Raw genomic sequence first — 14,504 nt, 5'->3', positions numbered from 1 at the left:
TTTTTTATTACATGAGTATATTTTCTTGTGGATACGTATAATTCTTCTTTGTATATTCTTTGCATAAACTATAGAAGAAGGTAAATACACCAATACGTCCGATCAGCATGGTGCAGATAATGATAATCTTTCCGGATTCTGAAAGTGTCGGGCTGAAATCCAAACTAAGTCCTACTGTGCTTAAAGCCGAAGTCGTTTCGAATATTAAAGTGAATATCGGAGCATCTTTTTCGGTATAAGACAATATCCATACGGCAACGCTCAAATAGATGAAGTATAAAACGATAATGGCAAAAGCCCTGCGTATTGCAAAAGGAGCTATTTCCCGTTTACGGACTTCTACTTTTTCTTTTTCCCTGGCGGAATTGTAGGTCGTAACCAATGCAACGAAAACGGTGGTAACTTTTAGTCCGCCGGCTGTAGACATCGGGCCGGCACCAATCATCATCAGGATAAGCGTGAGCATCAGTGTAGGAGGTGCTAATGTTGTCATATCTGCAACGTTGAATCCTGCAGTTCTGGGGGTAACAGCTCCTAGAAAGGCATTAGCCAGTTTTTCTTTCCAGGGAAGTCCGCTCAATGTATTATTGATTTCAAAGAGCAAATAAAAGGCGGTTCCTCCGATTAATAGCACCAAGGTACATATTACGACGATATACGTGTGTATATTGATAATACGGGGAGTATGAATATAGTGTTTTTGTTGTCCAAGCAGAATTTTTATCCAATTGAGTAGCTGATGATGCAATAACTTTAAGTAATTAAATACGATAGGGAAACCTAATCCGCCGAGAACAATCAGCAGTGCAATCCATACATGAAGGTTGGGTTTGTGGGCGACCAAAGGATCGTATAAGTTATCACTCAGCGTAGAAATCCCGGCGTTACAGAAGGCGGATATAGCATGAAAGACTGAAAAGAAAATCTCCTGTGTTATGCCTCCCGGAATAGATCCCCTGATATCCAGATAAATCAGATAAGTTCCGATCCCTTCAATGAAAAGTGTCACGAAAAGGATATTGATAATAACCTGAAACAAACCTCCTATACGATCTTCATTCAGCATGTCTTTTAACATCATCTTGCTGATGAATGAAGATTTGCCCATGAATGAGAGTGCAAAAAAACTGGTAAATGTCATTACCCCTATTCCTCCGATTTGTATTAACAGCATGATGATGATAAGCCCGGTTTGTGTGAATGTAGTGCCTACGTTTACGGTTGTCAGTCCGGTTACACAAACTGATGTTGTAGCAGTAAACAAGGCATCTAAGAAGTGAATGCCGTGGTGTGTTGCATTAGGCAGCATAAGGAGCCCGGCTCCGACTAAGATGACAAATACAAAGCTTAACAAGAACAGTAAAGATGGCTTTATGTGGCTTTGCATTAAAGTGAAAGTCTGTCTCGACAAATGTATTGTGCCGAGTAAAACCATTAAGATATATACGAATATCGGACTTGTCATAAAAGACAGGTAAGGCAAAGATTGCGCAATAGCTTCTCTAAAGAATATCTTGGCTGATAAGACAGCAAAGAGTAAGAAATAAATACTGATATCCAGATAAAGCATCTTTTCCTGTATCACATCTTTGAAACGTGTAAAATAACGAAGTGTAATACCTATAAAGAAGCCCATTAATATAGAGAGCCGGGCTGTATAAAGGAGTTTTGCGATCTCGGGAGTCTGTACGAATCCGAATTGATAAATAAGAACAAAAAAAGATGCTATGGAAGCTAATAAAATAATGCCTTCAGCCAAACCGTTGATTATCCCTTTTATTTTCGCCCAGAAAATCCGGAGTGAAAAATAAAGCTGCCTTAAGTCCATATAAATGATCTTTTTTTATTGTTAAAAACAAAAGTATTAATAAAACCGCTATTACGCGAATAATGTTGAGAATTGTTTATATTTGCACGCCTCTTAAATCGGTAACAAGGAAAAACACAAATGAAAGATTTTCAAGTATAATCAAGAATTAATTCAATATAAAAATGTATTTGTTAGGATGTGACATTGCTAGTTCTTCTGTTAAAGTATCTATTGTAGATGAAGAAAGCGGACAGACTATCGCTTCGGATTTTTATCCGAAGGAGGAAGCTCCTATAAAAGCTTTAAGGCCGGGTTGGGCAGAACAAAACCCGGATGATTGGTGGAATTATTTAAAGATTGCTGTTAAAGGCGCATTAGAGAAAGCTCCGGTTTCGGGAAGCGATATAAAAGCGATAGGTATTTCTTACCAGATGCATGGTTTGGTTGTGGTTGATAAAAAGATGGAAGTATTGCGCCCTTCCATTATCTGGTGTGATAGTCGTGCTGTTCCTTATGGTGAGAGAGCTTTGCGGACTATTGGAGAAAAGCAATGTTTTTCGCATTTGCTTAATTCTCCCGGAAACTTTACTGCTTCAAAACTGGCTTGGGTGAAAGAGTACGAACCGCAGTTGTATAAATCGATATATAAGATAATGTTCCCCGGCGACTTTATTGCCATGCGAATGACTGGCAGTATTGTGACTACGGTATCCGGTTTATCGGAAGGAATATTCTGGGATTTTGAGAAAGACGCATTGTCTGAAGATTTGATGAATTACTTCGGATTCGATAGAGATTTGATTCCTGATATACGCCCTACCTTTGGTTTGCAGGGCGAACTGCTTGGTTCGGTAGCTGCGGAACTGGGGCTGAAGAAAGGAACACCGGTTACTTACCGTGCCGGAGACCAGATAAATAATGCATTATCACTAAACGTGCTAAACCCGGGAGAAATTGCTGCAACGGCAGGAACTTCGGGAGTGGTGTACGGAGTAAACGGAAAAGTAAGTTTTGACACTTCTTCCAGGGTAAATACGTTTGCCCATGTCAACCATTCGTTAAACAACCCGCATTTGGGCGTATTGCTGTGCATAAACGGTGTAGGAATACTTAATTCGTGGATAAAGCGGAATGTGGCTCCCGAGGGAATTAATTATGATGAACTGAACGAGCTGGCTGCAACTGTGCCTATTGGTTCCGAAGGGCTTTCCGTATTGCCTTTTGGAAATGGTGCCGAACGTATGTTGCAAAATAAGCAGATCCATTGTTCTATGCACGGATTGAACTTTAATATACACAATAAGGCACATATTGCACGTGCAGCCCAGGAAGGTATTGTCTTTTCATTCAAATACGGAATGGATATAATGAATGAAATGGGAATAGAAATCGAGATAATTCGTGCGGGCAATACAAATATGTTTTTAAGTCCTATTTTCCGGGATGCATTGGCAGGAGTAACAGGCACTGTTATCGAACTGTATGATACAAACGGAGCTGCAGGTGCTGCAAAAGGTGCTGGTATCGGTGCTGGTATTTATAAATCGGCGGAAGAAGCATTTGCCTCTTTGAAGAAGATCGATGTCATAGAGCCGGACGGACTGAAGGCCGATAAATATTGCGGTGCTTTTGATATTTGGAAAGACCGGCTGAATAAAGAATTGACTGTTTAAAACAAAATCCGACATGCGTATAGTTAAACGAATATTGATATGGTGCCGGAATATTTTGATATTCTTGTTTTTGTCCAGTATATTGGCCGTTGTGGCCTATAAATATATTCCGGTATATTATACACCATTGATGTTTATTCGTTTATATGACCAGTTTCATGACGGAAAGAAAATGAAGTTGGATCATAAGTGGGTTCCTTTATCCGAAATAGCACAACCTTTGGTACAGGCCGTCGTTGCTTCCGAAGACAATTTGTTTCTTGATCATCATGGTTTTGATATTGAACAGATACAAAAGGCGCGCACTGATGCGGAAAAAGGTAAACGGGTGAGAGGGGCAAGCACTATTTCGCAACAGACAGCAAAGAATGTTTTCTTGTGGCCGGGAAAAACGTATGTACGTAAAGCCATAGAAGCCTATTTTACCGTACTGATAGAATGGATTTGGGGAAAAGAGAGAATCATGGAGGTTTATCTCAACTCAATTGAAATGGGAGACGGCATTTATGGTGCCGAAGCTGTTGCGCAAGCACATTTTCATAAGAAAGCCTCACAACTTACGAAAGGTGAAGCAGCTTTGATTGCCGCATCTTTGCCAAATCCCCGTAAATTCAATTCCGGAAAACCTTCTCCTTATATGCTCAAACGGCAAACAAAAATTATGTCCCTTATGGGAAAGTTGCTTAAAATAGAAATGGGCTATGGAGCAGGAGAGCAAAATATAGATACAGGCAAAATTAAAAAAAGAAAAAAATGGAGAGCTTCATCTATCATGACCTGGGACGCATATCCTACGCTGATGCATTAGAATGCCAGACCTCGGCTTTCGAAACCTTGCTGGCTGCCAAAAAAGACGGAACGGAAGGAGTGAATGAATTATTCTTTTGCGAACATCTTCCTGTGCTGACTATTGGCAAAAGCGGCAAAGATTCTAATCTGCTTGTCACGGAAGATTTGTTGAAGCAGCGCGGAGTCTCTTTCTTCCATATTAACCGCGGAGGAGATATAACCTATCATGGTCCCGGGCAGATAACAGGCTATCCCGTGTTTGATCTGGAATGCTGGGGTTTGGGATTGAAACAGTATATTGATCGCCTGGAAGAGATTGTTATCCGTTTTCTGGCATTATACGGAATCAAAGGGGAACGGCTCGATGGTGCTACCGGTGTCTGGATCGATCCGGACGTGCCCGGACGTGCCCGGAAGATATGCGCTATCGGGGTAAAGAGCAGCCGTTTTGTTACCATGCATGGTTTTGCCTTGAATATAAATACCGATTTAACATATTTCTCCCTCATTAATCCGTGTGGCTTCAAAGATAAGGGTGTAACATCGCTGGAGAAGGAACTCGGAACTTCGCAAGACTTCGAACTGGCAAAAGCCCGCTTACTTTCACTCTTCAGGGAATTGTTTGTCTGATGGAATATAAAATACATTTTGCTCCTTTGCAGGGATACACCGATAATGTGTACCGTGAAGCACATGCGCAGGTATTCGGGGGAGTGGAGTTTTATTATACGCCTTTTGTCCGTCTTGAGAAAGGCGGATTCAGAAATAAGGAACTCCGGGATATTTTGCCCTCCGGTTCCGGCTGTTGCAGAGTTGTCCCCCAGCTTATAGCAGCTACTCCCGAAGAATTCAGGCAAATCGCTGCTTTGTTTTATGCTAACGGCTACAGGCGGGCAGATATAAACCTGGGCTGTCCTTTTCCGATGCAGGCCCGTTTACACAGAGGTGCAGGTATTTTGCCTTTTATAGATGAAGCAGAGGCGCTACTGAATACGGTAGAAGAATTTCCACAAATACAGTTTTCTGTTAAGCTAAGGCTGGGGTGGGAGACGGCGGATGAATCCAGGGTGCTTTTGCCTGTATTGAACCGGCTTCCTTTGGAACATATAACGTTGCATCCGCGATTGGGTGTACAGCAATATAAAGGAAGTGTGGATATGGACGGTTTTACTGCTTTTTACCAGGCGTGCAAACATCCTCTTTTTTATAATGGAGATATTGAAACACAGGAAGACATACGGGATATAACGTCGCAATTTCCTCTGTTGAAAGGTATAATGTCAGGGCGTGGCTTATTGGCACACCCGTGGCTTGCTGTGGAGTATGAAAAAGGAAAAGAGCTCTCTGCTGTTGAAAGAAAAGAAATGCTGGAAACTTTTCATGCCCGATTATTGACAGGGTATCAGGCACGGTTGGAAGGCGGCGAACATCAGGTTCTGGCCAAACTCAAAACCGTGTGGGATTATTTATTGCCGCAAGCCGATAAGAAGTTACGGAAGAAGATTCTCAAAAGTAATACCCTGGATGCATACTGCCAGTCCGTGAAAGAATTATTCAGGGTTTATCCTTTTATTGGATAGTTTTAGTTCCCTTGCTATGTAATGGCTTTAGCCTGGTTTTAGTTACCGTCCGCTTCAGCGGACGGCCTAAAGGATGTTCTCTTTGTTGGCTTTAGCCTAAGTTCAGTTGCCGTCTACTTTAGTGGACGGATTAAGGGATGTACATTCTCTGTTGGCTTTAGCCAAATTTCTTTCCGGAAATCTCCTTTTAGCTTTCCTCTCCGGTTGGGCTAAAGCCCTTGAAAGGGGAGAATCTACAGCCTCCGTCGGTTAAAACCGACGGCAATTGAAACCAGGCTAAAGCCATATTCTATCTACCAATCAGATATCCCGGACACAGCGAACATTGCCTTTGGAGATCGTTGTGTCGCCGCTACCGAAATTGCCACTGCTGAAGTAGAGTATGCAGCGTCTGCCGACGTTGCCACTGTTGACCGAACTACTCCAGTAGAAGTAACTCGTATTAAATGCAGCGAAACCGGATATAGCTTCTAACTTAGATTTATTCTGATACATAGCGAACAACTCGATATAAGTAGGAACACGCCAACCGCTACCCTTACCTTTACAATAATCAATAGCAGGCTGATAAATAGAAGTACTGCCACGCTCTGTTTTCTCAACCTCGATGGAATAAGGAGTACTTATAGTAGCATCAGAAGATTTACCTTTATAATCGGAACCGGTTGTACCGGAAGAAGCACCACCATCGTAATTGAATGGAGGATAACCTGTAAGGTCAGACTGGGCAGCTTTGTAAGCATCGGCTACGGACTGGGTGATGGTGATTCCATTTGGCGGTACTAATGTACCCCGCACACAGCGAACATAGTTGTGGCTGAAGCCCGTGCCGTTGAAACTGTTATTGCCATAGCTGAAGTGCAATGTGCAGCGGAAGATGGCATTGCCATTGTAGATCGAACTACTCCAGTACCACTGGCTGATGAACGCAGCGCAACCGGCGCTTTGGAGGGCTGATCTATTATCATACATTCCCTTTAACTCTATTGTTGTAGGAACACGCCAACCTGTACCTAATCCTTTACAATAGTCAATAGCAGCCTGATAATTAGAAATAACACTGCCACGTTCTGTTTTCTCGACTTCGAAAGAATAAGGCGTATTTACAGTAGCGGTAGAAGAAACGCCCATATAATCGGAACCCGTTGTACCGGAAGAAGCGCCACCATCGTAATTAAAAGGTGGATAATTTGTAAGGGTATACTCCTGGGCATCCAGTCTAGCCTTGTAAGCCGTAGCCAACGCTTGATTAACCGGTACCCACACTGAAGCCACGCTGTGCCATATCCTCGGATCATCAGCTTTATAGTATAGGTTACCGGTGCTGTTCGTTACATAGTTTCTAATAAATTCAAGCGAATTGTTTACGTTTACCGTCAGCGTGTAGTTGGTGTGTCGGCGTAACGAGAAGTCTCCCACACTGCCGCTTTTGCCCATAAAGACGTCGAAGTGGCATGTGTAGGCATCGTCTGTTGCCAGGGTTTTGCTTCCTGTCAGCGTTACCCTCGCAGCATTGGGTGCTTTCAGCCTGTTTCTTTCGGTGGCGTTAGTGGCCGAGTAGCCGGATTGTACGTTTTCTCCTACATACCAGGTTACGGTGTTTGCATTTACGGAGGTGGAGTTCTCCACTCCTGCGGGGTTTGTGTTGCTTCCTGTTCCGTCGTAGTTGTTTTTTGTTCCGAAGCACTTTTTTCCTGCGTTTACGAGTTGGATTCCTGTGCGCGGTATGGTTCCTCCGCCTTGTGAGCTATAGGGTATGGAGAAGGTTTGATTCACTACCGTCACTTTTGCCAGTGTGCGGTAGAGCTGTACGGAGGCTGTGCCACCAAAAGCACCCGATGACAAGTTAACCGTTGCCGTTCCGGCGTAGGGTACGTCTGCATCTGTGGTTATATTGTTCGTCATCACCAGTGTTTGAAAGTTTGCATAGTTTCCTGTGAAGTTCGCAAAGTTTCCTGTGCCTCCCGTGCTGGCGTAGCTGTTTGTTGCCGCATTGTCGTTTGCTACAATCACCAGCCGGCAACTTGTTGCTGCCGGATCAGCTACGTTTGTAAAGGTTACTATTTTGTTTGTGTTTGCCGTCATGGTTCCGATGTTGGCTCTGCCGTTGAACGTTCCGTCGCTCTTAAAGAGGAGGGCGTAGACGTTTTTCAGCGTTGTTGGCGCTTTGGTCATCGGACTGGAAACAGCAACGCTGTCCGCATCACTCGATACCAGTTCGTAGCTGAAGCCTGCTTGCGCTGCTTCGCTTCCCGGGGCTGCTTCGCGGATCAGCGCTCTCGTCTCCGGTATGGCTTCTACGTCGGTTTTGAGCGTAAGCGTCAGGGTGTGCCCTGTGGTTTTGTCTTTTTCTAGTCCGTCGTCGTCGTTGCAGGCGGTCAATGCAGGCAGCATTGCCAGCATTATCAGGAAACCGGCCGCGAGGTAGCGGGTTTTGATCGCTTTTGTTTGTTCCATAACTTTGAATTTAGAGAGTTAATATTAGGTTGAAAATTGAGAAATCCGTTCTGTAGAGCCTCTGTAGGCCTACGGAGGTATCACCGGAGCTCCGGCAACGGTTTTGTAGGGGTACAGAATGGCTGCCGGCGCGTCTGTAATGGTTTTGTAGGCCTACAAAATGGCCGCAGCTGCTCCGGTAATGGTTTTGTAGGGGTACGGAGGTTTTTCGTGTGGTACGGACACACGTTTTCGGCAGGCTGCAAGGGCAGCCTGCTATGTTTTGATTGTTTTTTACGTGAAAAAGGGGGGTGGAGGAAAGGTTACGTTTTTTTTGCAAAATTTCCTTCTTCATGAAGAAGGACTGCGGAACATACATGTTCCGCAGATATATGTCTTATACAAGGAATGTATTTCATCTTGTTTATGAGATGTTGCGGGGGCAAAGATAGGGAATTATTTGATAGAATCTTTCGGGGCGGGGGAGATTGTTGTTGAATCCCGTGGTATGGCAGGAGGGAGCAGACGTTTCCTGCGTTTGAATATTTCGGAAGGACGAGTAAAGTCTTTTTTGAACATGATGCCTACACCTTGCGTGGTAAGGGATTGCTTGAGGTATTGATACATATCATTGGCATGGTTATAGGCTTTCAAACGTATTTCCCCGTTTTTAGTCAGTTTATATTCCAGGTCGAATTCTCCAATGAAAACGTTTTTCTGGTTCGTATTGTAGTAGCTGTTTTTATAGCCGAAGTTGCCGTTAATCAGCAGACGGTTGTCCAGTAGCTGGCTACTGAGCAGCATTTCCATTTCGGTATTTCTATCGTTGAAACCTTCTTGCCCGGCACGGATATTTGCTCCGATCTGTACTTTGTCGGTGAAACTGTTCAATATGCCGGATAGCTGCGACGATATGGCAGAGGAGGCTACGGCGTTGAATTCGTTGCTCGACCTCGTGTTGGTAGAGTAATCGGGGGTGTAAAACTTATTCAACACAAGTAGGTATACGATCTGTCTTGTCATCATGTCTTCCGTATCAATGAAGCTTCTCATCTGGCGTTCCAGTTCTTCGTTGGAGCCTGGCAATTCCAGATCGAAAGAAATTGCGGGAGTACGCAACATACCGTCCAGTTTTAATACGCAGTTTACCGGAACGCTCGGGCGCGGGCTTTCCATAACCAGGCTTTGGTCCAGGTCGGCCAGGTTGGCTGTCAGGTTATAAATGGCATTGATGTTCATATTTGCGTTGAACGGGTCGCCCCGGAAATCAATGCTGCTGCCTTCGCGTATTTTAAAGTCTTTATGTATGATTTGTTGCAGGCTGAAATTGTAGTTGCCGCTTATAATATTCACTCCGCCATACATGCGTAAATCGGACTTCGTACCATATTGTATTTGCAGACTGCCGGATGCGTTCCCTCTGATTTTATCGCCGGCAATAGGATCCATAATCAGTTCTATATTGGCATCGGGTGTGATGTCCAGCAAGAAGTTCATTCGCAGTTCGGCTCCTTCGTCGTTGGCAAACAGAGGGGTCTTTACCGAATCGGTTGACAATACAGTCGTATCTTTCGGCAATTTCTTTTTATCTACAAAAGAGATGAAGTCGTAATCCGTGACCGAGTTGTTGTTCATGAAGTCGAGATATACGGATGTCTTCGGCTCACTTTGCATATTGATATCGAAGTCTATCAGCTTTTCGTTTCCGGCTATGGTTGCTGTTCCGCTTCCGTATACGGTGCCGTAAATCATGGGATTTTGTTTCTCCGGCACATCATACATGAGCATTTTGTTGGCATTGACATTTACCTGGAAGTCGAAATCATGGAAGTGTTTATGATTGAATTTGAGACTCACTTTACTGGTATTGCCAAATTTATCCAGCACTGTTATGTTGCGTAAGTTGACAGATTTTGAATCGAGATGAATGGAGTCAGAAAATGTATAGTATGTATTCAGAAATTCGATACCCAAGCCAGCATCCTGTATGTATGCGTCTCCTTCTACCGAAAGCGCTTTAAACGGGCCGTGCAGGTGGATGTTGCCAAAGGCGCGTCCTTGCAGGTTCTTGATCACCTTGTCTAAAAACGGATGCAGGAATGCTATATTCATGTCGTTTGCATCGAAATGCAGGGATAATCCGTCATTCGGCCCGACAGGAAAGACATAGCCGTTTACATCCGTCCACGTACTGTCGTTTTTATAAATACTGCCTAGCATCAATATCCCTTTCTGGGCATCGTCCCATTCGCTGAACAGATTCAGGCGTCCTAGTTTTACCTGGTTGAATGAGAAATCCTGAACTTCCAGGTCGGTGTTTAACATACGGCTGTTATAAAGGTCGTTGATGTTGAACTTTCCGGTAGCTTTGCCTCCGAATTGTAGTACCGGGATATTCAGGATGTCGAATACATAGCTAAGCTCTATCTGCTTTAAATCCAATTTCAGCGTATCGAGAGGCTCGTTGGAGACAATACCGTCCAGATGGATATATTCCTGGTTGTGGGAGACATGAAAATTGTGTATGTTTATTTTACCATCCCTGATTGTTATACCTGAAGGGGCTATGTGCCATAATGAATCCGCTATTGTGAGGGGGCTTGGGTTGACTGTAATCTCTGTCCGCAATGTGGGAGAGGCTTTTTCGTTTTCTTCTTCAACGAATAATGCGGAGGCTGACAGGTCGGCTTTAAATAAACGTTTCTTGTTGTTTGCCCATCCTATCAAAGTGTTAAGCCGGTTTTCTTTCGCATCCGCTTTCAAGTCCAGATAATTGCGTAAGCCTTTAGCATTGTAATTGATCGCCTTGAGTTGAAGGTCTACTTTATCTTCCGGATTTTCGCAAGTAAGATAGCCGGATTCGAACATGGATTTACCAATTTTGAATTTGGGCAGGAATGCTTCTATTCTGAACTTATTGTATATGTTATTATAGTGTCCTGTGATACGGCTCGGGGTTTGCACCGTAAAAGGCAATTTTAATGTTTGCGATAAAGCTTCCGTATTTTCGATTGTGAGCAATAAGGAAAAGTTGTTTTCCTGTGTCTTCTGTTTTTTTTGCGTCACGTTTATTAATGCGGGAATATAGCCTTTGAACGTATTCATGAAGCTGGGCACGATTGTTTTAAACGAGTATGCCCCGGCTATTTCTCCGTTCAGGATATCCGATTTAATACTCAACAAACGGTCGTCCGAATGGCCGGAGGCCGTTACTTCCAGTTTCTTTAAGTAGAAACTGCTGGGGGTTGTTTTAAATGATACATTGTCTATTGTAAAACTACCTTCGATGTTATCTATATTGTCTCCGGTGAAATCGGCATTCATGGACAGTGATATTTCCGGATTTTCATATTTGTCGGTTAAGTGCAAGCTATCCGGCCTGAAGTGTTGCAGGTCTGCCGTGAAGTTGAATATTGAGTTTTTGCCCTGGTGTTTAAATATTCCTTCGGCGTAAAGCGCACCATTCGGATCATTTATTTCAAGCGAGCCATTAAAACCATTCTTCTGGAATTTGCCGGCAAGCTGGATATTTTCGTATTTGTATTTCTTGTAATCGAGTTCATTGATTTTTGCTTTGATAGAACCCGAAAATGATCCGTTAACCGGACGGCTGGCATCCAGGCTGATGTCAAAACGCGTGTTACCGTACGGGTTTTCTTCATTGAAGAGCTCATTTATGTGCAATTCGGAAGAAGCAATGTGGCCTTTCAGGTAGGCAGCTATATTTTTTTCTTTGTTGCTGCCGAAAATAAGGTCGGTTTGTATGGAGCCTATTGCCGAGGAAAGTTTGCCGAAAGCCACCAGGTTGTCGAAGAATCCCGATATTTCTCCGGTAAAGTTAATAGTTCCCAGATTCACGATAGGAGCGGGTAAAATTACCTGCTGTTTACTGAAATTATTTACCAGCCCCGATAATCCTTCCGTAGTGATATACATTTTATTGACCTGCCCGAACACATAAGCCTCTTCAGGATGGGTAATGTTTTTCAGTTCCATCTTCCCGATAAAAAGCATTTTGTCGCTATACTTCAGTGTCAGGCGTTTCAGGTCGATATTATTGATATAGCCGGATGCCTCGGCTGATAATTCGATTGTATCCGTAAAGTTCCTGAAGGCCGGAACGAAAGGTGACAAATCTTTCAGGCATATCTGGGAAGGGGCAATATTCAGGTTTAAAGGAGCATTGTTTATGAGTTGCGAAATGCTGTCTACGGTGGCAAGATCAATGGTTGCCCGGTCTATTTTCAGGTCTGTTTGGGGGAGTTTTATTTCGAAGTTGTTGATAAACGCACTATCCCTGTTTCCAACAATGTTCAGGGATAATTTGTCCAGATAGAAACCGGATGATTCGTCAAAGCTCATTTTTTTAATGTTTGCATTCAGACTGTCTTTGTTGAATGCTTTTAATGAGATTTTTGCACTCAGGTTCCGGATATTTACATGTTTTGGATTGAACTTACTGGGTGTAGTGTCTTCACTGGCTACATTGTAACTGAAATTTCCCCGTTTTATCAGGATGGAATTAAAGCGAAGGTCTATGTTTTTATCTTTCTTAGCCGTGTCTTTGCTGGCGAAAGCATCTATTACAAATTGAAGGTTGAGCTTGTCGGAAGGTGTTTTCTTGGACAGGTTTACCGAAAATCCGAATAAGCGCACAGTTGTAAAGACAAAACGTCCTTCAACTAAAGGTAATACTTCAAACCCTGCTGCCACGTGGTTCGCTTCGAATAAAACTTTGCCTTCCTGGTCTTCCAGGTACAGGTTTTCCAGCACCAAACGGTTGAACCATTCGATGTCTACCTTTCCTATCTTTACAGGAACACCCAGCAGTGCCGATAATTCACTGGTTGCAGTTGCCGATAGCTTTTTCTGAATGAAAGGAACGCTCACCAAAATAGCCGGAACCGCATAGAATATCCAGAATAAAGTAAGCAGGGTAATGATTATGTATTTAAGCCCTCTGATATCGTTTCTGTTTTTCGGGAACAAATTTACATAAATTCTTTGACTCTCCACTTCCTTCGGGAAACTTGATTATTACTTTTTTCGGTTTCTTTTAAAGGAAAAATCAGTTTCATTAAGACGAAACCTATAGAAACATCTCGTTTTTTGAGACAGGCGTCTGATGTTCAATATGTGTTAAACTGTTTGTCTGCTCCGAATGCTTTTCGTTAATTTGCAGAAAAAAAGAAGATAATGAGTGTAACGATATTAGGGATAGAATCTTCTTGTGATGATACTTCCTCTTCCGTAATCCGCGACGGTGTGATGCTGTCAAATGTAATTGCCAGTCAGGCTGTACACGAAGCCTATGGCGGAGTTGTTCCCGAATTGGCATCCCGTGCCCATCAGCAAAATATTATTCCGGTAGTGGCTGAAGCGATTAAACGTGCCGGTATCGATAAGTCCGAACTGAGTGCTATTGCATTTACACGTGGACCCGGGTTAATGGGGTCTTTGCTGGTTGGAACTTCTTTTGCCAAGGGATTGGCTACTTCACTGGATATTCCGATGATAGAGATAAACCATTTGCAGGCACACGTATTGGCTCATTTTATAAAAGAGACACCGGATGACGATCATGCTCCTTCTTTCCCTTTCTTATGTTTACTGGTTTCAGGCGGTAACTCGCAAATTATTAAGGTGAACGCTTATAACGACATGGAGGTGATAGGGCAGACAATAGACGATGCTGCCGGAGAGGCTTTCGATAAATGTGCAAAGGTGATGGGGCTGGGCTATCCTGGCGGACCGGTAGTAAACCGGCTGGCTAACGAGGGTAATCCGGATGCTTTTCAGTTTAGCAAACCGCATATTCCGGGATATGATTATAGTTTCAGTGGTTTGAAGACTTCGTTTTTATATACACTGCGCGATAAGTTGCAGGAAGATACGGACTTTATCGAAAATAACAAGAAAGATTTATGTGCATCGTTGCAAGCTACTGTTATCGATATTTTAATGAATAAATTGCGTAAGGCGGCAAAAGACCTGCACATAAATGAAGTGGCCGTTGCTGGTGGCGTGTCGGCAAACTCAGGGCTCCGTGATGCTTTTCTTGATCATGCTAAACGGTATGGCTGGAAGGTGCATATTCCTAAATTTGCTTTTACAACAGATAATGCTGCCATGGTAGCTATTACCGGGTATTATAAGTATTTGGATAAAGATTTCTGTCCGATGGATGCCGCTCCGTTTTCGAGGGTGCTAATCTGA

8 protein-coding genes are annotated in these 14,504 nt (G+C 43.3%); 5 read left to right on the top strand and 3 right to left on the bottom strand.

From position 1 onward, the window contains the following. Positions 1 to 7: 7 nt before the first annotated feature. The gene (locus CTY47_RS00700; RefSeq protein WP_099462960.1) at positions 8 to 1,828 is read right to left on the bottom strand and encodes a TrkH family potassium uptake protein; all 1,821 of its coding nucleotides are present in this window, start codon (positions 1,826 to 1,828) and stop codon (positions 8 to 10) included. Between the two features lie 164 nt (positions 1,829 to 1,992). Here CTY47_RS00700 and CTY47_RS00695 point away from each other — a divergent pair, with 164 nt between their 5' ends. Genes CTY47_RS00695 through CTY47_RS00680 form a run of 4 tightly spaced genes read left to right on the top strand, consistent with a single transcriptional unit; the run spans position 1,993 to position 5,852 of the window. Continuing rightward, entirely contained in the window at positions 1,993 to 3,483 is a 1,491-nt protein-coding gene (locus tag CTY47_RS00695; protein ID WP_099462959.1) for a xylulokinase, read from the top strand. A 13-nt stretch (positions 3,484 to 3,496) separates the two neighbouring features. Continuing rightward, positions 3,497 to 4,291 carry a monofunctional biosynthetic peptidoglycan transglycosylase gene (gene mtgA, locus CTY47_RS00690; protein ID WP_099462958.1) on the top strand — a complete coding sequence of 265 codons (795 nt, stop codon included), beginning with the start codon at positions 3,497 to 3,499 and terminating at the stop codon, positions 4,289 to 4,291. Continuing rightward, the gene (lipB, locus tag CTY47_RS00685; RefSeq protein ID WP_099462957.1) at positions 4,237 to 4,902 is read left to right on the top strand and encodes a lipoyl(octanoyl) transferase LipB; all 666 of its coding nucleotides are present in this window, start codon (positions 4,237 to 4,239) and stop codon (positions 4,900 to 4,902) included. The genes mtgA and lipB overlap by 55 nt, the downstream gene beginning before the upstream one ends. Continuing rightward, positions 4,902 to 5,852 carry a tRNA-dihydrouridine synthase family protein gene (locus tag CTY47_RS00680; protein WP_099462956.1) on the top strand — a complete coding sequence of 317 codons (951 nt, stop codon included), beginning with the start codon at positions 4,902 to 4,904 and terminating at the stop codon, positions 5,850 to 5,852. The genes lipB and CTY47_RS00680 overlap by 1 nt, the downstream gene beginning before the upstream one ends. Positions 5,853 to 6,152: 300 nt before the next feature. Here CTY47_RS00680 and CTY47_RS00675 read toward each other — a convergent pair whose 3' ends face one another. Further along, complete coding sequence (locus tag CTY47_RS00675; RefSeq protein WP_099462955.1) at positions 6,153 to 8,309, bottom strand: DUF1566 domain-containing protein; 2,157 nt, start codon at positions 8,307 to 8,309, stop codon at positions 6,153 to 6,155. A gap of 435 nt (positions 8,310 to 8,744) precedes the next feature. Beyond that, a complete protein-coding gene (locus CTY47_RS00670) occupies positions 8,745 to 13,223 on the bottom strand; it encodes a translocation/assembly module TamB domain-containing protein (RefSeq protein WP_099464015.1) in 4,479 nt (1,492 codons plus the stop codon). Positions 13,224 to 13,484: 261 nt separating this feature from the next. Between CTY47_RS00670 and tsaD the strand changes: the two genes are divergently transcribed. After that, positions 13,485 to 14,504 (top strand): tRNA (adenosine(37)-N6)-threonylcarbamoyltransferase complex transferase subunit TsaD, encoded by a 1,020-nt coding sequence (tsaD, locus tag CTY47_RS00665; protein WP_099462954.1) that lies wholly within the window; start codon positions 13,485 to 13,487, stop codon positions 14,502 to 14,504.

Source organism: Parabacteroides provencensis, from assembly GCF_900232875.1.
GTDB lineage: Bacteria > Bacteroidota > Bacteroidia > Bacteroidales > Tannerellaceae > Parabacteroides > Parabacteroides chinchillae.
Note: the sequence above shows the minus strand (reverse complement) of the source record. Positions and strands in the feature narration are given on the sequence as shown.

Coding starts and splice junctions, on each gene's coding strand:
- CTY47_RS00700 (WP_099462960.1), bottom strand. CDS start 1,828: ATGGACTTAAGGCAGCTTTATTTTTCACTCCGGATTTTCTGGGCGAAA.
- CTY47_RS00675 (WP_099462955.1), bottom strand. CDS start 8,309: ATGGAACAAACAAAAGCGATCAAAACCCGCTACCTCGCGGCCGGTTTC.
- tsaD (WP_099462954.1), top strand. CDS start 13,485: ATGAGTGTAACGATATTAGGGATAGAATCTTCTTGTGATGATACTTCC.
- lipB (WP_099462957.1), top strand. CDS start 4,237: ATGGAGAGCTTCATCTATCATGACCTGGGACGCATATCCTACGCTGAT.
- CTY47_RS00680 (WP_099462956.1), top strand. CDS start 4,902: ATGGAATATAAAATACATTTTGCTCCTTTGCAGGGATACACCGATAAT.
- mtgA (WP_099462958.1), top strand. CDS start 3,497: ATGCGTATAGTTAAACGAATATTGATATGGTGCCGGAATATTTTGATA.
- CTY47_RS00695 (WP_099462959.1), top strand. CDS start 1,993: ATGTATTTGTTAGGATGTGACATTGCTAGTTCTTCTGTTAAAGTATCT.